The sequence below is a fragment of the Streptomyces sp. DG1A-41 genome (genome assembly GCF_037055355.1).
GTDB lineage: Bacteria > Actinomycetota > Actinomycetes > Streptomycetales > Streptomycetaceae > Streptomyces.
Map to the genome: position 1 here is coordinate 525,359 of NZ_CP146350.1, position 20,358 is coordinate 545,716.

The 20,358-nt window shown below is 69.7% G+C and carries 15 protein-coding genes; 1 reads left to right on the forward strand and 14 read right to left on the reverse strand.

All coding sequences use genetic code 11. From position 1 onward, the window contains the following. Positions 1–8 precede the first annotated feature (8 nt). The 9 genes from V8690_RS02550 to betA all read right to left on the reverse strand — a co-directional run bounded on the left by V8690_RS02550 (position 9) and on the right by betA (position 13,548). Entirely contained in the window at positions 9–1,241 is a 1,233-nt protein-coding gene (locus V8690_RS02550) for a sarcosine oxidase subunit beta family protein (protein WP_338775656.1), read from the reverse strand. Then, positions 1,238–2,521 (reverse strand): serine hydroxymethyltransferase, encoded by a 1,284-nt coding sequence (gene glyA, locus V8690_RS02555; RefSeq protein ID WP_338775657.1) that lies wholly within the window; start codon positions 2,519–2,521, stop codon positions 1,238–1,240. Before glyA ends, V8690_RS02550 begins: the two co-directional genes overlap by 4 nt. Then, a complete protein-coding gene (locus tag V8690_RS02560) occupies positions 2,518–3,378 on the reverse strand; it encodes a bifunctional methylenetetrahydrofolate dehydrogenase/methenyltetrahydrofolate cyclohydrolase (RefSeq protein ID WP_338775658.1) in 861 nt (286 codons plus the stop codon). Before V8690_RS02560 ends, glyA begins: the two co-directional genes overlap by 4 nt. Positions 3,379–3,471: 93 nt before the next feature. Then, positions 3,472–5,910 (reverse strand): FAD-dependent oxidoreductase, encoded by a 2,439-nt coding sequence (locus V8690_RS02565; protein ID WP_338775659.1) that lies wholly within the window; start codon positions 5,908–5,910, stop codon positions 3,472–3,474. A 227-nt stretch (positions 5,911–6,137) separates the two neighbouring features. Continuing rightward, entirely contained in the window at positions 6,138–7,100 is a 963-nt protein-coding gene (locus V8690_RS02570; RefSeq protein ID WP_338775660.1) for an ABC transporter substrate-binding protein, read from the reverse strand. Between the two features lie 13 nt (positions 7,101–7,113). Further along, on the reverse strand, positions 7,114–9,114 hold the full coding sequence (locus V8690_RS02575) for an ABC transporter permease subunit (RefSeq protein ID WP_338775661.1): 2,001 nt from the start codon (positions 9,112–9,114) through the stop codon (positions 7,114–7,116). Beyond that, the gene (locus V8690_RS02580; RefSeq protein WP_338775662.1) at positions 9,114–10,202 is read right to left on the reverse strand and encodes a glycine betaine/L-proline ABC transporter ATP-binding protein; all 1,089 of its coding nucleotides are present in this window, start codon (positions 10,200–10,202) and stop codon (positions 9,114–9,116) included. The genes V8690_RS02575 and V8690_RS02580 overlap by 1 nt, the downstream gene beginning before the upstream one ends. Before the next feature lie 20 nt (positions 10,203–10,222). Beyond that, positions 10,223–11,692 carry an aldehyde dehydrogenase family protein gene (locus tag V8690_RS02585; protein ID WP_338775663.1) on the reverse strand — a complete coding sequence of 490 codons (1,470 nt, stop codon included), beginning with the start codon at positions 11,690–11,692 and terminating at the stop codon, positions 10,223–10,225. Positions 11,693–11,889: 197 nt separating this feature from the next. Further along, positions 11,890–13,548: a choline dehydrogenase gene (gene betA / locus V8690_RS02590; RefSeq protein ID WP_338775665.1), complete on the reverse strand. Its 1,659-nt coding sequence runs from the start codon at positions 13,546–13,548 to the stop codon at positions 11,890–11,892. A gap of 208 nt (positions 13,549–13,756) precedes the next feature. Between betA and V8690_RS02595 the strand changes: the two genes are divergently transcribed. Further along, the gene (locus V8690_RS02595) at positions 13,757–14,503 is read left to right on the forward strand and encodes an IclR family transcriptional regulator (protein ID WP_338785221.1); all 747 of its coding nucleotides are present in this window, start codon (positions 13,757–13,759) and stop codon (positions 14,501–14,503) included. A 58-nt stretch (positions 14,504–14,561) separates the two neighbouring features. Here V8690_RS02595 and V8690_RS02600 read toward each other — a convergent pair whose 3' ends face one another. The 5 genes from V8690_RS02600 to V8690_RS02620 all read right to left on the reverse strand — a co-directional run bounded on the left by V8690_RS02600 (position 14,562) and on the right by V8690_RS02620 (position 20,275). Further along, positions 14,562–15,692, reverse strand: coding sequence for an aromatic ring-hydroxylating dioxygenase subunit alpha (locus V8690_RS02600; protein WP_338775666.1), 1,131 nt, complete (start codon positions 15,690–15,692; stop codon positions 14,562–14,564). A gap of 132 nt (positions 15,693–15,824) precedes the next feature. After that, a complete protein-coding gene (locus tag V8690_RS02605) occupies positions 15,825–16,988 on the reverse strand; it encodes an FAD-dependent oxidoreductase (protein WP_338775667.1) in 1,164 nt (387 codons plus the stop codon). After that, on the reverse strand, positions 16,985–17,347 hold the full coding sequence (locus tag V8690_RS02610) for a bifunctional 3-phenylpropionate/cinnamic acid dioxygenase ferredoxin subunit (RefSeq protein ID WP_037673830.1): 363 nt from the start codon (positions 17,345–17,347) through the stop codon (positions 16,985–16,987). The genes V8690_RS02605 and V8690_RS02610 overlap by 4 nt, the downstream gene beginning before the upstream one ends. Before the next feature lie 1,207 nt (positions 17,348–18,554). Then, positions 18,555–19,190, reverse strand: coding sequence for an MBL fold metallo-hydrolase (locus V8690_RS02615; protein ID WP_338775668.1), 636 nt, complete (start codon positions 19,188–19,190; stop codon positions 18,555–18,557). Next, entirely contained in the window at positions 19,190–20,275 is a 1,086-nt protein-coding gene (locus V8690_RS02620) for an S-(hydroxymethyl)mycothiol dehydrogenase (RefSeq protein WP_338775669.1), read from the reverse strand. Before V8690_RS02620 ends, V8690_RS02615 begins: the two co-directional genes overlap by 1 nt. Positions 20,276–20,358 lie beyond the last annotated feature (83 nt).

Consider the following 20,358-nt stretch of genomic DNA (forward strand, 5'->3'; position numbering starts at 1 on the left):
TGATGGTCCTAGTGGGCCACCGCGGCCGCGCCGTGCTCGTCGACGAGCGCGCCGGTGGTGAAACGGTCGAGCGAGAAGGGGGCGTTCAGCGGATGGGGTGTGTCGTGGGCGATGGTGTGGGCGTAGACCCAGCCCACGCCGGGGGTGGCCTTGAAGCCGCCGGTTCCCCAGCCGCAGTTGAGGTAGAGGTTGTCGACCGGGCTGAGGCCGATGATCGGTGAGGCGTCGGGGCTGACGTCGACGATGCCGCCCCAGGTGCGCAGGACGTGGGCCCGGGCGAAGACCGGGAAGAGCTCCAGGGCCGCCGACATCTGCTCTTCGATGATGTGGAAGGCGCCGCGCTGGGTGTAGGAGTTGTACGCGTCGATGCCCGCGCCCATCACCAGCTCGCCCTTGTGCGCCTGGCTGACGTACACGTGGACCGCGTTGGACATGACGACCGTGGGGTGCACCGGCTCCAGCAGCTCCGACACCAGGGCCTGCAAGGGGTGGCTCTGGACGGGGAGTTCGATGCCCGCCATGGCCGCCAGGACCGAGGTGTGGCCCGCCGAGCAGAGCGCGACCTTGCCCGCCGCGATCGGGCCGCGGGTGGTCTGGACTCCCACCACCCGGTTGCCGACGACGTCGAGGCCGGTGACCTCGCAGTTCTGGATGATGTCGATCCCGGCGGCGTCGGCGGAGCGGGCGAGGCCCCACGCCACGTGGTCGTGCTTGGCGATGCCCGCGCGCGGCTGGTAGGTCGCGCCGAGGACCGGATAGCGCACGTCCGGGGAGATGTTGACGATCGGGCAGACGTCCTTGACGCCGTCCGCGTCGAGCCACTCGGCGTCCACGCCGTTGAGGCGGTTGGCCTCGACGCGGCGCACGCTGTCACGGACGTCCTGGAGGCTGTGGGCGAGGTTCAGCACGCCACGCTGGGAGAACAGGATCGGGTAGTCGAGTTCCTCCGCCAGGCCCTCCCACAGCTTGAGCGCGTGCTCGTAGATGCCGGCGCTCTCGTCCCACAGGTAGTTGGAGCGGATGATCGTGGTGTTGCGGGCCATGTTGCCGCCCGCCAGCCAGCCCTTCTCCAGCACGGCGACGTTGGTGATGCCGTGGTTCTTCGCCAGGTAGTGGGCGGTGGCCAGGCCGTGGCCGCCGCCGCCCACGACGACGACGTCGTACGAGCGCTTCGGCTCGGGGTTGCGCCACAGCCAGTCGGGGTGTTCGGGGAGCTCGGCGCCGGGGGTGCGGGGGCTCATCGGGCGTCTCCGTCTTCGGACAGGTGGGCGTAGAGCGGGTGTTTGGCGGCCAGGGCCTGAGTGCGGGCGCGCAGGGCGGGCACGTCCGGCTCCGGTTGGAGGGCGAGCGCGATCACGTCCGCGACCTCGGCGAAGTCCGCCTCGGTGAAGCCGCGGGTGGCCAGGGCCGGGGTGCCGATGCGCAGGCCCGAGGTGACCATGGGCGGGCGCGGGTCGAAGGGGACGGCGTTGCGGTTGACGGTGATGCCGACCTCGTGGAGCAGGTCCTCGGCCTGCCGGCCGTCGAGTTCCGAGTCGCGCAGGTCGACCAGGACCAGGTGGACGTCCGTGCCTCCGGTCAGGACCTTCACCCCGGCCGCCGCCGCGTCGGGCCGGGCGAGGCGTTCGGCGAGGATGCGGGAGCCGGCGAGCGTGCGGGCCTGGCGTTCGGCGAACTCCGGTGACGCGGCGACCTTGAACGACACCGCCTTCGCGGCGATGACGTGCTCCAGGGGGCCGCCCTGCATGCCCGGGAACACCGCAGAGTTGATCTTCTTGGCGAGGTCGGCCTCGTTGGTGAGGATGACGCCGCCGCGCGGGCCGCCGAGTGTCTTGTGCGTCGTGGTGGTCGTGACGTGGGCGTGCGGTACGGGGTTGGGGTGCAGACCCGCGGCAACCAGTCCGGCGAAGTGCGCCATGTCGACCATCAGCAGGGCGCCCACCTCGTCGGCGATCCTGCGGAAGGCCGCGAAGTCGAGCTGCCTCGGATACGCCGACCAGCCCGCGATGATCATCTTGGGACGGTGTTCCTTGGCGAGCCGCTCGACCTCGTCCATGTCGACGAGGTTGTCCGCCTCGGACACGTGGTACGGCACGACGTTGAGCATCTTGCCGCTGTAGTTGATGCGCATGCCGTGGGTGAGGTGCCCGCCGTGCGCGAGGTCGAGGCCGAGGACGGTGTCGCCGGGCTGGAGCAGGGCGAAGAAGACGGCGGTGTTCGCCTGGGCGCCCGAGTGCGGCTGGACGTTGGCGAAGCCCGCGCCGAAGAGGGACTTGATCCGCTCGATGGCCAGCCGCTCGGTGACATCGACGTGCTCGCAGCCGCCGTAGTAACGGCGGCCGGGGTAGCCCTCGGCGTACTTGTTGGTCGCGACCGAGCCCTGGGCCTCCATCACGGCGGACGGCGCGAAGTTCTCGGAGGCGATCATCTCCAGGGTGGACTGCTGGCGGTGCAGTTCGGCGCGGAGCGCGGCGTGGACCTCGGGGTCCAGCTCCGCCAGGGGGGTGTTCAGCGCGTTCATACGGTGTTCGCGTTCCTCTCGGCGGCCTCGACGACATTGGCGAGCAGCATGGCCCGGGTCATGGGGCCCACGCCCCCGGGCATCGGCGCCAGCCATCCGGCGACCTGGGCGGCGTCCGGGTGGATGTCACCGACCAGCCCCTGGTCGGTGCGGGTGATACCGACATCGAGGACGGCCGCGCCGGGGCGCAGCATGTCCTTGGTGATCAGTCCGGGCGAGCCGGCGGCCGCGACGACGATGTCCGCCTCGCGCACGTGCCAGGCCAAACCCTTGGTGCCGGTGTGGCAGAGGGTGACGGTGGCGTTCTCGGACCTGCGGGTGAGGAGGAGTCCGATGGGCCGTCCGACGGTGATGCCCCGGCCGATCACGCACACCCGCGCTCCGGCGAGGGGCACGTCGTGGCGACGGAGCAGTTCGACGATGCCGCGCGGGGTGCACGGCAGCGGGGCCTCGACGCCGAGGACGAGCCGGCCGAGGTTGACGGGGTGCAGTCCGTCGGCGTCCTTGGCCGGGTCCATGCGTTCCAGTACGGCGTTGGCGTCGAGGTGGCGCGGCAACGGGAGCTGGACGATGTAGCCGGTGCAGGCCGGGTCGGCGTTGAGCTCGTCGATCGTCTCCTCGACCTGCTGCTGCGAGGCGTCGGCGGGCAGCTCCCGGCGTATGGAGGCGATACCCACCTGGGCGCAGTCGCGGTGCTTGCCGCCGACGTAGGCGTGGCTGCCGGGGTCGTCGCCGACCAGGACAGTGCCGAGGCCCGGCGGGCGGCCCCCGGTCGCAGTCAACTTGGCCACCCGTTCCGTGAGTTCGCGGCGGATCTCGGCGGCAGTCGCCTTGCCGTCGAGCAGCTGTGCGTTCACCTGCGGTACTCCTTCCTACGGACCTGAGGCTGAGCGCCCCAAAGGGGCGCGGGGAACTGCGCGACCAGCCCCAACGGGGCCGCAGACGAAAACTCAGCCACGGAGTCGGGACATCGTCGGATCGAACAGCGGCTCTTCGGCCACGACTGCCTCGACGCTCTGGTCGAAGTAGCCGATATGCACAACCGTCCCCGGAGCTGCAAGCTCCGCCGGCAACCACGCATAGGCGATCCCCTTGCCGATCGTGTAGCCGTACGCGGCACTCGTGACGTACCCGACCGCACAGTCGCCGTCGTACACCGGCTCCTTGCCCATGACGACGGCCCTCGGGTCGTCGATCGTGAGGCACGTCAGCTTCCGCCGTACGTCGGCCTTACGCCGCTCCAGCGCCGCCTTGCCGATGAAGTCGTCCTTGTCGGGCTTGACGGCGAATCCGACTCCGGCCTCGTAGGGGTCGTGTTCGTAGGTCATGTCCGTGCCGAAGGAGCGGTAGCCCTTCTCCAGGCGGAGGCTGTTGAAGGCGCCGCGGCCGGCCGTGATGCCGCCGAGCGGCTCGGCCGCCTGCCAGAGGGTGTCCCACAGTTTCTGGCCCAGGTCGGCGGTGGTGTACAGCTCCCAGCCGAGTTCGCCGACGTACGACAGGCGCATCGCGGTGACGGGGACGGAGCCGATGTGGGCGCGCTTGGCGCGGAAGTACTTCAGACCGGTCGCCGAGAAGTCGGCGTCGGTGAGCGGCTGGAGGACGTCGCGGGCGCGCGGGCCCCACAGGCCGATGCAGCAGGTGCCGGGGGTGATGTCGCGGATCTGGACCGTGCCGTCGGCGGGGAGGTGGCGGGTGAACCAGTCGAGGTCCAGGTTGCCGTTGGCGCCGACCTGGAAGAGGTCGGGGGCCAGCCGGGCGACGGTGATGTCGCTGCGGATGCCGCCGTCGTGGTCGAGGAGCAGGGTGTACGTCACCGAGCCGACGGACTTCGCGACCTTGCCGGTGCACAGCCGCTCCAGGAACTCGCCCGCACCTCGCCCGCTGACCTCGAGCCGCTTGAGGGCCGTCATGTCGTACATCGCGACGGTCTCGCGGGTGACCTGGGCCTCGGCGGCGACGATGGGCGACCAGTACCGCGCGGCCCAGTCGTTGGGGGTGACGATGGAACGGCCTTCGACCAGGCCCGCGTTGGCCTCGTACCACTGGGGGCGCTCCCAGCCGTTCGCCTCCAGGAAGAAGGCGCCCAGCTCCTGCTGGCGGGCGTGGAACGGGCTCCTGCGGATCGGGCGCGGGTCTCCCGACGGCTGGAGGGGGTGGAGGATGTCGTAGACCTCGACGAAGTTCTGGCAGTCGCGGGCCAGCACGTACTCCGGCGAGAGCTGGTGCGGCTCGAAGCGGTTGACGTCGCACTCGTGCAGGTCGAACGAGGAGCAGTAGCCGTCGACCAGCCATTCGGCCATGGCCCGTCCGACGCCCGCGGAGTGGGTGACCCAGACGGCCTCGGCGACCCAGAAGCCCTTGACGTCCGGGGATTCGCCGAGCAGCGGCAGGCCGTCGGTGGTGAAGGAGAACAGGCCGTTGATGCCCTCTTCGACCTTGGCGTCCTTCGTCGCGGGGAGCAGCGACTGGGTCTCGCTCCAGGCGTCCTCGAAGTCCTCCTCGGTGAACTTCAGGACGGACGGCATCTCCTCGGCCTCGTCCACGGAGAGGATGTCGTCGGCCGAGACAGGCATCGGGCGGTGGCCGTAGTAGCCGATGCCCAGGCCGTCGAAGCGGTCGCGGTAATAGAGGTCGGCGTCCTGGTGGCGCAGGATCGGGCGGACCGCCTCCTGCGTCTGGCCCGTCAGGGCCGGTACCGGGCCCGTCCAGGCGAGTTGGTGGGCGAGCGGTGTGAGCGGGAGGTTCATGCCGACCATGCGGGCGATCTTCGGGCCCCAGATGCCGGCGCAGCACACGACGATGTCGGCGGGGATCTCGCCCTGGTCGGTGAGGACACCGGTCACCTCGCCGTCGGCCCTTGGTACGTCGAGGACTTCGTGGCGGGCGAGGAAGCGCACACCGCGCTCGGTGGCCCGGCGGATCTGCGCCTCGACGGCGAGGACCGCCTTCGCGAGGCCGTCCGTGGGTACGAGGAGGCCGGCGAGGACCCTGTCCGGGTTGACGAGCGGGTGCTGTTCGACGCACTCCTCGGTGGTCAGCAGCCGGGACTCGATGCCCCAGGAGGCGAGCCAGCCGTGGCGCCGCTGGAGTTCCGTGACGCGCTCCGGGCTGGTCGCCACCTCCAGGCCGCCGACCTGGAGGAAGCAGGGCTGACCGTCCACGTCGAGCGAGCAGAACTTCTCGACGGTGTAACGGGCCATCTCGGTCATGGTCTTGGAGGGGTTCGTCTGGAAGACCAGGCCCGGGGCGTGCGACGACGATCCCCCGGTGGCGGGCAGCGGGCCCTGGTCGACCACGGTCACTTCGGTCCAGCCTCGTGCGGAGATCTCATCGGCGAGCGCCGCTCCCACGACGCCCGCTCCGATGATGACCACCCGGGGTCCCGCCATCGCCGCACCTCCGACGTTGAAAGCGATCCAGTTGCTGTCTGCGCAACAGGGTTCAGGTTGCGCAACTCAATGTGCCCGCCGTGGACAGGCGTGTCAAGGGGTCCACGACGCCGGAAAAACCCCCGGAAACTCCAGGGATGAATCACCGGAAAACGACGAGGCCCGGCAGGCTGAGGACACAGCCTGCCGGGCCTTTCCGGCGGGGTTCACCAGGGCAGTCGCAGGCCCTACTTGATCCAGGCGTCGACCTTGTCGCGGTTGGCCTCGACCCACTTCTTCGCCGCCGCCTCGGGCGCCATCTTGTCCACCGCGATGTACTTGGCGACGGTGTTCTGGTCGTCGTTCGTCCAGGTGAAGTTCTTCACCAGGTCATAGGCCGGGCTGCCCGACTTGGCGAACTTGGCACTGACGATCTTGTCGAGTTTGTACACCGGGTAGTCGCATGCGACCTTCTCGGCGTCGGCGTCGCAGCCTTCCTTGTACTCGGGCAGGCTGACCTTCTTCAACGGAACCTCGGACAGGAACCACTGCGGCTCGTAGAAGTAGCCGATCACCCATTGCTTGTTCTTCTCGGCGTTGCGGTACGCCTGGATGAGCGCGGTCTCACTGCCCGCGTACACCACCTTGAAGTCCAGCTTGAGGTTCTTCACCAGCGCCTCGTCGTTGGTGACGTACGAGGGGTCGCCGTCGAGGAGCTGCCCCTTGCCGCCCGACTCCGAGGTCTTGAACTTCGACGCGTACTTGTTCAGGTTCTTCCAGTCCAAGATGTCCGGGTGCGCCTTGGCCAGCCACGGCGGCACGTACCAGCCGATGAGGCCCTCGTTGCCGGTCGGGCCCGCGTCGACGGCGGTCTTCTGCTGGGTGATGTACTTCTTCTTCAGATCGTCGTGGCCCCAGTTCTCGACGACGGCGTCGACCTCGCCCGTCCCGAAGCCCTGCCAGGCGATCTCCTCCTTCAGGTCCTTCTGCTCGACCTTGCAGCCGAGGTCGTGCTCGGCGACGTACGCGAGGACCGCCGCGTTCGCCTCGTAGCCCACCCAGGGGTTGATCGCGAGGTTGAAGGTGCCGCACTTGCCCGAGCTGCCCGAGCCGCCCGCACTGTCGTCGCCGACCTTCGCGCCGCCACAGGCCGTGAGGGTGAGGCCGAGGACGGCCAGGCCGGCCGCGCCGGCTCTGAGGTGTCGTGCCATGGTGTGGTGCTCCTTATGCGCCGGCGCGGCGAGCCGCTGCCTGAGTGATCCGGTCGAACATGACTCCGAGCAGGACGATGGCGAGCCCCGCCGCGAGTCCCTTGCCGTACAGCTGTCCCTGCGAGAACCCGGCCACGACGTCGTAGCCGAGGGCACCCGCGCCCACCAGGCCGCCCACGACGACCATGGACAGCACGTAGATCAGGCCCTGGTTGGTCGCGAGGGTCAGGGCGCCCCGCGACATGGGCAGTTGGACCTTGGTGATGATCTGCCAGGTGTTGCACCCGGTGGACGTCGCCGCCTCGACGGTGGTCTCGGGCACGGCCCGCACCCCGTCGGCGATGATCTTGATGGCGACCGGCGCCGCGTAGACGACGGCGGCGACGATGGCCGTGAACCGTGTCGCGCCGAACAGCGCCAGGAACGGCACGAGATAGACGAACGGCGGCATGACCTGGGCCGCGTCCAGGGTAGGCCGCAGCAGCCGGTCCACGAGCGCGCTGCGTCCCATCCACACTCCGACGGCGACGCCGAGCAGCATCACCAGCACCGTCGCCACCGCGGTGGACGCCAGCGTCGTCATGGCGTCCGACCAGACACCGGTACCGACCAGCAGGCCCACGCACACGACGGTGGTGGCCCCGGCGCGCCATCCGCCGAGCACCGTGCCGACCGCGACGAGGGCGACGCCGACGAGCCACCACGGGGAGTCGGTTAGCAGGGTCTGGAACGGATTGAGCAGGCCGTTGGTGAGGGCGTCACGGAAGGCGTTGGTCAGGCCCGACAGGTTGTCCTGTGCCCAGGTGGTCACATCGGCCGCCGTCGTGGCGATGCCGCTGCCGATGCCGCCGTCGCCGGGGAACTCGGCCGCCCACACATACATGTGCGACAGATACACCAGCAGCGCCGCGGCCACCGCGCCTGCCGCGAGCAGCTGCCGCCGCCACTTGAGGAAGGGACTGTCCGAGCCCCGGGCCGTCTCCGCCCGGCCGCTCGCCGCGGTGGTGACCCGGTCCAGCACGATGGCCATGACGACGATGGCCAGACCGGCGTTGAAGGCCGTGCCGACGTCCAGTGACTGGAGGGCCTGGATGACGGTCGCGCCAAGGCCGGGGGCGTTGATCAGGGCCGCGATGGTCACCATGGCCAGGGCGGCCATGATGGTCTGGTTGATGCCCATCACCACGGTCCGCTTGGACATCGGCAGCAGGACCTTGAGCAGGGCCTGCCGCCGTGTTGCGCCCATCGAGTCCGCCGCCTCGACCGTGGTCTCCGGTACGGAGCGGATGGCGTGCGCCGTGATACGGATCGCCGGCGGTGCCGCGTAGATCGTGGTGGCGATCGTGGCGGAGGCGGGACCGATCAGGAAGAACAGGGTCAGCGGCGCCAGATAGACGAAGGTCGGCATCGTCTGCATGAAGTCCAGGAACGGCGTCACGATCCGGTTGAACCGGTCCGACAACCCGGCCCACACGCCCAGGGGAATGGCGAACAGCAGCGCCACGAAGACCGCGGAGAGGGTCAGCGCCAGGGTGTCCATGCTCTCCTGCCAGAGCCCTTGCAGGCCGAGGAAGGTGAAGCCGGCCATGGCCAGCAGCGCGACCCGCCAGTTGCCCATGGCCCAGGAGACGTAGCCGACGATGCCGACGACGCCGAGCCAGCCGATCTGCGGCACCGGACGGCCCGCGGTCGGCTGCGAGATCAGCTCCTGGACGAAGGTCACCAGGAAGTCGATGACGAGGCGGATCTCGTTGAAGAAGTACAGGAAGAGCGGGTTGGAGTTGCGGTTGGCGCCGATCGAGTCGTTGACGTCGTTGAACCACCGGTGCAGATCGGTCAGGTCGGCCGCCGCGAGGTCCAGGGTCTGCTTGCCGCGCAGCACGGCGAAGAGCGCCAGCCAGACCAGCAGGATCGCCGCCACCACCACGGCGCGGTTGACCCTGCGCACGCGCCGGGCGGGAGCGGGCGGCTCCACCGTCCCGGTCTTCTCCGGCTTCTCGATCGCGACGGTCATCACGCGTCGCCTTCCTGCCCGGCGACCACCGCGAGGATCTCTTCGTCGCCGACGATGCCGAGCAGCTTGCCGTCCTCCACGACCTTGACCGGCTTCTCGGCCGCGAGCACCGCCCGCGTGGCCTCCTTCACCACGACGTCCGGGCCGAGCTCGGGACCGTCCAGGGGGTCGCCGGGCTCCGCCGGGCGCATGATCCACCGCAACGTCAGTACGTCACCGCGGGGCACGTCCCTGACGAAGTCGCGTACGTAGTCGTCGGCGGGGGCCCCGACCAGTTCGTCGCCGGTGCCGCACTGGACCATCCCGCCGTCGCGCATGATGAGGATGCGGTCGCCCAGCCGCAGCGCCTCCGACAGATCGTGGGTGATGAACACCATGGTCTTGCCGACCTCGTGATGCAGACGGACGACCTCGTTCTGCATGTCACGGCGGATCAGCGGGTCGAGCGCGGAGAACGGCTCGTCGAAGAGGAGCACGTCCGGGTCGCCGGCCAGCGCGCGGGCGAGACCCACGCGTTGCTGCATACCGCCGGAGAGCTGGTCGGGGTAGGAGCTCTCGTACCCGGAGAGCCCGACGAGTTCGACGACCTCCAGCGCCCGTCTCGTGCGCTCGGCCCGGCTCATGCCGCGGATCTCCAGCCCGAACGCCACGTTCTCGACGACCCGGCGGTGCGGCAGCAGCCCGAAGTGCTGGAAGACCATGGAGAACTTGCTGCGGCGCAGTTCGCGCAGGCGGCCCGCGTCCGCGTCGCGGATGTTCTCGCCCTCGAAGAGGATCTCTCCGGCGGTGGGTTCGATGAGCCGGGTCAGACAGCGCACCAGGGTGGACTTGCCGGAGCCGGACAGGCCCATGACGACGAACACCTCGCCGGGCGCGACCTCGAAGTCCACGTCGCGCACGGCGGCGGTGCATCCGGTGCGGTCCATCAGTTCGCGGCGGGTGAGCCCGCGCAGTTCCTCGGAGCCCGGTACCTGGTCCGCCTTCGGCCCGAACACCTTCCACAGTTCGCGTACGGAGATGACCGGGGTGGGTGCCGAGTCCTGGGGCGTGCCGCGCCGCTGCGGCACCTCGGTCGTTGCTGGGGTCATGTTCGACCTCTTTTCGGCGTTCAGCCGCGGAACCAGTGCTGCGGCCGGGGTTGGATGTTCTGCCAGATGTGTTTGGGCTCCCGGTACTCGTCCAGGCCGGTCGGGCCCAGCTCCCGGCCCACGCCGGAGTACCCGAACCCGCCCCATTCCGCCTGCGGCACATAGGGGTGGTAGTCGTTGATCCACACCGTGCCGTGGCGCAGCCGGCGGGCGACCCGCTGGGCCTTCCCGGCGTCCTGCGTCCAGACGGCGCCTGCGAGTCCGTACTCGGTGTCGTTGGCGATGCGCACGGCGTCGTCCTCGTCGGTGAAGCGCTCCACGGTGAGCACGGGTCCGAAGGACTCCTCGTGCACCACCCGCATGTCCTGACCGCACTCGTCGAGCACGGTGGGCGGGTAGTAGTGGCCGTCGGCCAAGGCCGGGTCGTCGGGGCGTTCGCCACCGCAGCGCAGGACGGCGCCCTCGGCGAGTCCGGCCGCGACGTACGCCTCGACCTTCGCCAGGTGCTGCGCGGAGATCAGCGGTCCGGTCTCGGCCTGCGGATCGAAGGGGCCGCCGAGCCGGATCCGCCGGGCGCGGCGGACCACCTCGTCGACGAACCGGTCGTGCAGCGCGTCCTCGACGATCAGCCGGGCGCCGGCCGAGCAGACCTGGCCCGAATGCAGGAAGACGGCCGTGAGCGCGAAGTCCACGGCCGTTTCGAAGTCGGCGTCGGCGAAGACGACGTTGGGGTTCTTGCCGCCGAGTTCCAGCGCGACCTTCTTCACGGTCGCGGCGGCGGTGGCCATGATGCGTCTGCCGGTGTCCAGGCCGCCGGTGAAGGAGATCATGTCGACGGCGGGGTCCTCGGCGAGAGGTGCGCCCGCCTCGGGCCCGGTTCCCAGGACGAGGTTGGCGGCACCGGCCGGAAGCCCGGCCTCCTCCAGTGACTTCATCAGCAGGATGGCCGTCGAGGGGGTGAGCTCACTGGGCTTGAGGACGATCGTGTTGCCCGCGAGGAGAGCGGGCGCGACCTTCCAACTCGCCTGGAGCAGCGGGTAGTTCCAGGGGGTGATCAGTCCGCACACGCCGATCGGCTCGTATACGACGCGGCTGACGGCATCGTCGCGGCCGGTGTCGATCACCCGGCCGGCGTCGGTGCCGCCGAGCCCGCCGTAGTAGCGGAAGCAGGAGACGACGTCGGCGATGTCGTACTCGCTCTCCACCAGCCGTTTGCCGGTGTCCAGCGATTCGGCGCGGGCGAACGCGTCGGCGTCGCGTTCGAGGAGGTCGGCGGTGCGCAGGAGGAGAGCGCCGCGCTCGCGCTCGGAGGTGCGCGGCCAGGGCCCTTCGTCGAAGGCCCGGCGGGCCGCGGCGATGGCGGCCTCGGTGTCCGGACGGGTACCTTCGGACACGGTCACGGAGAGCGTGTCGTCGGCGGGGCAGCGGATGTCCCGATGGCCGCCGGCCACGGGATCCCGCCATTTTCCGTCCACGTACAGGTCTGCCACGTCGAGGGCCCTTCGAGGGAATCTCGTTGCGCATCGCGCACCGTATTGCTTGTGATGGAACACTCTGGAGAAGGCGACACCCCACGTCAAGGGGTTGACCGGTGACGGTTTCGCCAAGGAGACAGCCATGGGGGCGCGACGCCGCCAGGCCCGGAACGCCTTGTTTCCGGGCCGAGCGGCTGTCTGAAAACTGCTGGTTACGGCAGGGGGCGGTGCCGGTAATACGCGGCGGTGGACGGCGGCAGCGGGTCCTTCCCGAGGATGAGGTCGGCCGCCTTTTCCGCGATCATCATGACGGGCGCGTAGATGTTGCCGTTGGTGATGTAGGGCATCACCGACGCGTCGACGACGCGCAGCCCCTCCACCCCGTGCACCCGCATGCTCGCCGGATCCACGACGGCCATCTCGTCGGTGCCCATCTTGCAGGTGCAGGACGGATGCAGCGCGGTCTCGCCGTCCTTGGCGACCCAGGCGAGGATCTCCTCGTCGGTCTCGACGGACGGTCCCGGCGAGATCTCCCCGGCGTTGTAAGGGGCCATGGCGGGCTGGTTGAGCAGCTCGCGGGCGACCCTGACGGCCTCGACCCACTCACGGCGGTCCTGCTCGGTGGACAGGTAGTTGAAGCGCAGCGCGGGATGCTCGGCCGGGTCCTTGCTCTTGATCTTCACCGAGCCGATGGCGTCGGAGTACATGGGTCCGACGTGCACCTGGTAGCCGTGTCCGCCGGCGGGCACGGAGCCGTCGTAGCGGACCGCGATGGGCAGGAAGTGGAACATCAGGTTGGGGTAGGGCACGTCCTCGTTGCCGCGGACGAAGCCGCCCGCTTCGAAGTGGTTGGTCGCGGCGGGGCCGGTACGGAAGAGCCACTGCAGGCCGATGAAGGGGGCGCGCCACTTCGCGAGGTACGGCTGCATGGAAACGGGCTGCTTGCAAGCGTACTGGATGTACACCTCCAGGTGGTCCTGGAGGTTCTCGCCGACACCCGGCAGATTGTGTACGACGTCGATGCCGAGCGCGCGCAGCTCCTCGGCATTGCCGACGCCCGAGAGCTGGAGCAGTTGCGGGGAGTTGATCGCGCCTCCGCAGAGGATGACTTCGCGGGCACGCACCTGCTGGGGTCTGCCGCGGCCACGTCGGTACTCGACGCCGACGGCCCGCTTGCCTTCGAAGAGGACGCGGGTGACCAGGGCGCGCGTCTTGATCGTGAGGTTGGGGCGCTTTCGCACGGGCTTGAGATAGGCCTTGGAGGCCGACAGGCGGCGACCACGGTGGACATTGCGGTCGAACCTGGCGAAACCTTCCTGCCGATAGCCGTTCACGTCGTCGGTGGGAGCGTGTCCCGCCTGTTCGGTGGCCTTCAGGAAGCCCTCGAAGAGCGGGTTGGCCGCCGGGCCGCGCTCCAGGACGAGAGGGCCGTCGTGACCGCGGAACTCGTCGTCCGGGTCGGCGGCGAGACAGTTCTCCATCCGCCGGAAGTACGGCAGGCAGTGCGCGTAGTCCCAGGTCTTCATGCCCGGGTCGGCCGCCCAGCGCTCGTAGTCCATGGGGTTGCCGCGCTGGAAGATCATGCCGTTGATGCTGCTGGAACCGCCCAGCACCTTGCCTCGCGCGTGGTACACGCGCCGGCCGCCCATGTGGGGCTCCGGTTCGGACTCGTACTTCCAGTCGTAGAACCGGCTGCCGATCGGGTAGGTCAGCGCCGCGGGCATGTGGATGAAGACATCCCAGGGATAGTCGGGCCTGCCCGCCTCCAGGACCAGCACCCGGTTGCCGGGGTCCGCGGAGAGCCGGTTGGCCAGTGCACTGCCGGCCGATCCACCACCGACGATAACGAAGTCGTACTGCAAGTGAGCCATGGGGCCTCGTCTCGCTCGCGCCGTTGAGAATGCGCGGAATGCTAGTACCTGTATCTCTATGCGCACCAGGTTGCGAACAACGCAACTTGTGCGGGATGGTGCCAAGCCTCTGACCTGCACCGCTGTCGGCTATGTTTATCGCCCGTATAGTTGCGTTGTGAGCAACTACCACGCAGATTCCGAAACGACAACTGCGCCGACCGGTGGGGTGCAGTCCGTCGACCGCGCCATCACCGTGCTGGAGATTCTGGCCCGGCGCGGCGAGGCCGGCGTCAGCGATGTGGCCGCTGAGATCGATGTCCACAAGTCCACCGCGTTCCGGCTGCTCGGCGCTCTGGAGGTGCGCGGCCTGGTGGAACAGGCGGGCGAGCGCGGCAAGTACCGCCTCGGTTTCGGTATCGTCCGCCTCGCCGGCGCGGTCACCGAGCGCATCGACATCACCAAGCAGAGCCGCCCGGTCTGCGAGCGTCTCGCCGAGGAGATCGGCGAGACCGTGAACCTCGCCGTGATGCAGGAGCGCTACGCGATCAACCTGTACCAGGTGCGCGGTCCGGGTGCTGTCACGGCGTTCAACTGGGTAGGCCAGCTGACGCCGTTGCACGCCACCTCCAGCGGCAAGATCCTGCTGGCGCACATGCAGCCGAAGGAGCGTGCCGCGCTGCTGTCGGATGTCGGCCTGAAGAAGATGACCCCCCGCACGCTGACCGCGAAGACGAAGCTCGAGAAGAACCTCGCCGAGGCGCTCGAACGTGGCTACTCCTGGACCCTGGAGGAGTTCGAGGTAGGACTGCACGCCATGGCCGCCCCGGTCCGCAACAGGGACGGAGAGGTCATCGCGGCGCTCAGCGCCTCCGGACCGGCGTACCGGCTCACCGAGGACCGTATCCACGAGCTGGCACCGGTGCTGGTCGAGGGCGCGGACGAGATCAGCCATCGCATGGGCTACCTGGGCTGATCCCGGCGCGCCGCCTTCGGGACGGGCGCCCTGCACACCAGGCGCCGGCCCGCCGCCACTACTGTGGCCGCCCTGCGCCCAGACGCTCCTGGACGAAGGCGTGGAACTCACCGATGTGATGCTCGCTGGGCACGAGGACTCCGCCCTTGGCGTACAGCCGGGAGCTCATCGCGGGCTGACAGCGCTCGCACGCGTCGAAGTCCTGCCGGTTGACCCGGTCGAAGAGCTCCACCGACCGGCTGACGTCCTTGCCGCTCTCTACGACGTGCCTGAGGTAGAGCCAGTCGCACTCGACGATGGTGCGGTCCGCGGCGACCGGATACATCCGGTGGAAGATCACATGGTCGGGCACGAGGTTGATGAACACCTGCGGCCGGACGGTGATCGCGTAGTAACGGCGATCCTGGTCCTCGGTGACGCCTGGGATGCGGTCGAGGCCTTCGGAGCCGTCGACGGTGAAGCCCTTGACCTCGGAGCCGAACTCGGCGCCGTGTCCCACGTAGTACTGGGCGGCGTATCCGTCGGCGAACTCCGGGAGCACCTCGGTCAGTTCGGGGTGGATCGTCGCGCAGTGATAACACTCCATGAAGTTCTCGACGATGAGTTTCCAGTTCGCCTTCACGTCGTAGACGATCCGTTGACCGACTTCGAGGTTGTCGATGTCGTAGTGCTCGATCGACTCCGTGTCGCCCAGGCGGGCGACCACATCCCCCACGACCTCGTCGAAGGGGGGCGGGTTCTCTGCGAGGCACACCCATACATAGCCGAGCCATTCCCGGGTGGCCACTGCTGCCAGGCCGTACTCGGTGCGGCTGATGTCGGGCATCTTGGTGAGGTTGGGTGCCGCGACGAGTTTGCCCGTCAGGTCGTAGGTCCAGGCGTGGTAGGGGCACTGGAAGGCGCGCTTGACCTCGCCGGTCTCCGCCGTGCAGAGCTTGGCTCCGCGGTGCCGGCAGACGTTGAAGAAGGCACGTATGGAGTTGTCCCGTGCCCGGGTGATCAGGATGCTCTCGCGGCCCACCTCGACGGTCCGGAAGGCACCAGGCCTGGCGAGGTCGGCGGAGCGCACCGCGCAGAACCACATCGCCTCGAAGATGTGTTCCTGCTCCTGGGCGAAGATCTCGGGATCCGTGTAGGAGGAGCCGGGGAGGGTGGCCATCAGGCTTTCCGGCAGGCCGGTCGAGGTCACAATGCACTCCTCGGGGATACGTCGTGGATCGGGCATGCACGCGCCGGGAAGAGCGACACCGGACGTCGTTGAGTAAGGAGCAGCGCCGCTCCGTGTGCGAGAGCGGCTGTGAGAGCGAGGCCTACGACCCTGTCAGGGTGCCTTGGCCGCGAGCTGCTTGCGCCAGCGCGTGAACAGCCGCGGCTGGTTCATGCCGAGTACGGCGACCGGGTGTCCGGCACGCCGGTAGACGGCCAGGACGTTGCGATCGTCCGCGGTGCCTTCCTCGATCGTCACGCTGTCGGCGCGGGCCGCGTTGCCGACGAACTGGATCTTCACGCCGTACTGGTCGGACCAGAAGTACGGCGGCCGGGGCATGCCCGGTTCGGACTCGCCCCAGGACAGCAGGGCGGCCACGGCCGCGTCGGGGCGTTCGCGGGCGCCGGTCCAGTGCTCGACGCGGCGGTGGGTGCCTGAGCGCGGGTCGTACCAGGAGGCGCAGTCGCCGACCGCGACCACCCCGGCCAGGCTGGTACGGCCGTCCGCACCGCACTTGACGCCGTCGTCGAGTTCGACGCCGGAGCCGGCCAGCCACTCGACGCAGGGACGGGCCCCGACACCCACGACGACGATGTCGGCGGGGATGCTGCGGCCGTCCTCCATCAGAACGGCGTCGACCCGCATCTCGCCGCTCAGCCCTTTGACGCCCACGCCGCACAACAGGCGCACGCCGTGGTCCGCGTGGAGAGCGGAGACGATGCGCCCCATGGCCGCGCCGAGCGGTCCGGCCAGTGGTGTGGGCGCCGCCTCGACGATGGTCACGTCGAGGCCGAGAGCGGAGGCGGTGGAGGCGACCTCGGCACCGATGAAGCCGCCGCCGATCACGACCAGACGTCCGCCCCGGGCCAGTTCGTCCCGCAGGGCGCGGGCGTCGTCCAGTGTGCGCAGGGTGTGCACACCGGCCAGTCCGTCCATGCCGGGCAGGGTCCGGGCGGCGGCGCCGGTGGCGATGACGATGCCGTCGGCCCGCACCTCCCGGCCGTCGGTGAGCCGCACGGCGCGGGGCGTGGTGTCGAGTCCGGCGGCGCGGGCTCCGAGCAGCCACTCAGCTTGCAGGTCCTCGCCGTCCGCTTCCAGTGCGAGATCGGCTTCGCTGACCTCGCCGGCCAGGAACTCCTTGGACAGTGGCGGCCTGTCGTACGGGCGATGGATTTCATCGCCGATGACGACCAGCCGTCCGTCGTATCCCTGTTTCCGCAATGAGCGCGCCGCCGACAGACCGGCCAGCGACGCGCCCACCACGGCCACTGTCCTCACGCGACGCCTCCCGCGAGCCGGGCGGCGATGCAGGGAGGCAGGTTCGGGGCTGCCGTGGACAGCCGGACGTAGATCATGCCGTCCTCGACGAAGACCTCGTGCGTGCGCACCGGGAGCTTGGCCGGCGGGGCGTCGACGGCTCCGGTCTTGAGGTTGAACTTCGAGGCGTGCAGCGGGCATTCGACCTCGCAGCCCTCCAGCCAGCCGTCGGCGAGCGAGGCGTCCTGGTGGGTGCATGTGTCGTCGATGGCGAAGAGTTCGCCGTCGTCGGTGTGGAACACCGAGACCGGCGGGTCGATGTCGAGCCTGTGGGCCTCGCCTCGGGGCAGATCCACGAGACGGCACGCGGCAATCATCATGACACCTCGGTGCGTATAGCGAAACGGATTGCGGTGAACGCAACGCCAGTTTGAGGGCGTCCACAAACCCTTGTCAAGGAGTTCACGGGTCACCTCACGCCCATATTTTGTGTTGCCCATCACGCAACTCTCTGCGCCATAGGAAACGCGGTCGGAGCGGAGCGCCCCTCGGAACCGGGGCATCGGCAGCGGCGTAGCCGCGGATTCGAGGCGACGTCGTGGCGCAGGAAGAGTCCGGGCGAGGCGGTGGCCACATCGACGCGGTGCGCGAGAAGACGGACCTACCGGCCTGGGGGCGCGGGGTTGCCTCGGGCGAGCGGTGCGGTCGGCGCGTCGATGCCGGCGGCGGCCGGCCGGCAGGGGTGCGGAGAGCGCGCGGCAGAGATTGGCCTGGTGGACGTCTCCCGCCTCGGTGTGCTCGCGGACGCGGCGCACACGCGGCGCACACGCGGGGTGCAGGCGGTGCGGTGCAGTGAGGGGTCCAGTAGACGGCGGCCGGACCTCGCCGGGCGCCGGTCTGCGGAGCGGGCACCTGCACGGAACGCAGCCGGCCGAACCGGGCGCAGACCAGGCGGCCTTCCGAAGTCCGCGACGACCGCGCAGAAGCCGGAGGAGTCCGGGGCGCCGGGATCGCCGGTCACATCACGCAGATCAGCGGCGACGAGACCTCCGAAGCGGACCATCGGGGCGGGAGCGTACACGGCGGTTCACCCAGGGGCCGACGGGCGGATGGTCCTTGGCCATGACGGTCGTTCCTGGCTGTTGACGGCCGGGGGCACCGCCACGACGGCGCGGCCGCGACGGCCGCCGGCACAGTTGCAACAGCCGCGGGCACCACCGCGACCGCCGGGGGCACCACCGCGACGACCGGGGGCACGGCCACGACGGCCGCGGGCACCCGCATGCCGACCAAGTGCACGGGCATGCCGACGGGCTTGCGGGGAGGCCGGCCGGGGCGGGCTCTCGAGCCCGGATCTTGAGTGCGGATGGCCCTGGCCATGACGGTCGTTCCCAACCGCGACCGCCAGGGGCACCACCGCGACCGCCAGGGGCACGGCCACGACGGCCGCGGGCACCATGCCGGTCAGGTGCGCGGGCGTACCGACGGGCTTGCGGGGTTATCGGCCGGGGCGGGGTCTCGTGCGCGGGTCTTGAGTGAGGAGACACGCGGGCACTCGATCGCCCCGGCCGGTCTGGTGGCGCCCTGTCACCAGCCGCGGGCGGCCCACTCCTCCAGATGCGGTGCCTCCGCCTCGACGGTCGTCGTCTCGCCGTGTCCGGTGTGGACGACCGTCTCGCCCGGGAGGGTCAGCAGCCGGTCACCGATGGAGCTGATGATCGTGCCGAAGTCGCTGTACGAGCGCCCGGTCGCGCCGGGTCCTCCGGCGAACAGCGTGTCGCCGCTGAACAGTGCGCCCAGTTCGGGTGCGTACAGACACACGGCGCCCGGAGCGTGTCCGGGCGTGTGCAGGACGCGCAGGCCGATGCCCGCCACCAGAAGTTCGCCACCGTCGGCGAGCGGCCCGTCGGGCCGCCGGCTGGGGTGCACCATCTTCCACAGCACCTGGTCGTCAGGGTGCAGGAGAATGGGCGCGCCCGTGGCCAGAGCGACGTCCGGTGCCGCGCGCACATGGTCGTCGTGGGCGTGGGTGCACACGATGGCCGACAGGCGGCGGTCACCGACGGCCTCCAGGATGGCGTCCGAGTCGTGCGCCGCGTCGATGACGACCACCTCGTCATCGTCACCGACGATCCAGACATTGTTGTCGACGTCCCAGGTCCCGCCGTCGAGGCTGAACGTCCCGCTCGTGACGAGGTGTTCGATGCGCGGTGCGCCGGCCATCACAGCACCACCACCGAGCGCAGCACGTCGCCGCGGTGCATCTTGTCGAACGCCTCCTCCACGTCACCGAGGCCGATGGTCTCGGAGACGAACGCGTCCAGGTCGAAACGGCCCCCCAGGTAAAGGTCGATGAGGGCCGGGAAGTCGCGCGAGGGCAGGCAGTCGCCGTACCAGCTGGACTTCAGCGAGCCGCCCCGCCCGAAGACGTCGAGCAGGGGCAGCTCCACCTTCATCTCCGGGGTGGGCACGCCGACCAGCACGACCGTGCCGGCCAGGTCGCGGGCGTAGAAGGCCTGCCGGTACGTCTCGGGGCGGCCGACCGCCTCCACGACGACGTCCGCACCGAAGCCGCCCGTCAGCTCGCGCACCGCTTCCACGACGTCGCCCTTGGCCCCGTCGACCGTGTGGGTGGCCCCCATGGCCATGGCCCGGTCCAGCTTGCGCTGGTCGATGTCGACGGCGATGACCTTGCTCGCTCCGGCCAGCCTCGCCCCCGCGACGGCGGCCATTCCGACGCCGCCGCAGCCGATGACGGCGACGGAGTCACCCCGGCCGACCGCGCCGGTGTTCACGGCCGCGCCGAAGCCGGCCATGACGCCGCACCCGAGCAGACCGGCTGCCGCCGCCGAGGCCGCAGGGTCCACCTTGGTGCACTGCCCTGCGGCGACCAGCGTCTTCTCCGCGAACGCGCCGATACCGAGGGCCGGCGAGAGCGGAGTGCCGTCGAGCAGCGTCATCGGTTGTGTCGCGTTGTGGGTGGCGAAGCAGTACCAGGGCTTGCCCTTGCTGCAAGCCCGGCACTGGCCGCACACCGCACGCCAGTTGAGGATGACGAAGTCGCCGGGCTCGACGCCGGTGACTCCCTCTCCGACCGCCTCGACGCGACCGGCCGCCTCATGCCCCAGAAGGAAGGGGAAGTCGTCGTTGATCCCGCCCTCCCGGTAGTGGAGATCGGTATGACAGACGCCGCACGCCTCGACCTTGACCAGCGCCTCACCCGGACCCGGATCCGGGACGACGATCGTTTCGACGGAGACGGGTGCGCCCTTCTTCCGGGCGACGACGGCACGAACCTCGTGAGCCATGAGCTGCTCCTCAAGCGGGAAACCCTCGCGAGTGCGTTGCCTCATTCGCTACACGCACCGCTATACGCAACTGAGCATCGTGG

Excerpts from the sequence above, each read along its gene's own strand:
- V8690_RS02610 (WP_037673830.1), bottom strand. The coding sequence starts at position 17,347 with ATGATGATTGCCGCGTGCCGTCTCGTGGATCTGCCCCGAGGCGAGGCC.
- glyA (WP_338775657.1), bottom strand. The coding sequence starts at position 2,521 with ATGAACGCGCTGAACACCCCCCTGGCGGAGCTGGACCCCGAGGTCCAC.
- betA (WP_338775665.1), bottom strand. The coding sequence starts at position 13,548 with ATGGCTCACTTGCAGTACGACTTCGTTATCGTCGGTGGTGGATCGGCC.
- V8690_RS02575 (WP_338775661.1), bottom strand. The coding sequence starts at position 9,114 with ATGACCGTCGCGATCGAGAAGCCGGAGAAGACCGGGACGGTGGAGCCG.
- V8690_RS02570 (WP_338775660.1), bottom strand. The coding sequence starts at position 7,100 with ATGGCACGACACCTCAGAGCCGGCGCGGCCGGCCTGGCCGTCCTCGGC.
- V8690_RS02615 (WP_338775668.1), bottom strand. The coding sequence starts at position 19,190 with ATGGCCGGCGCACCGCGCATCGAACACCTCGTCACGAGCGGGACGTTC.
- V8690_RS02550 (WP_338775656.1), bottom strand. The coding sequence starts at position 1,241 with ATGAGCCCCCGCACCCCCGGCGCCGAGCTCCCCGAACACCCCGACTGG.
- V8690_RS02620 (WP_338775669.1), bottom strand. The coding sequence starts at position 20,275 with ATGGCTCACGAGGTTCGTGCCGTCGTCGCCCGGAAGAAGGGCGCACCC.
- V8690_RS02565 (WP_338775659.1), bottom strand. The coding sequence starts at position 5,910 with ATGGCGGGACCCCGGGTGGTCATCATCGGAGCGGGCGTCGTGGGAGCG.
- V8690_RS02580 (WP_338775662.1), bottom strand. The coding sequence starts at position 10,202 with ATGACCCCAGCAACGACCGAGGTGCCGCAGCGGCGCGGCACGCCCCAG.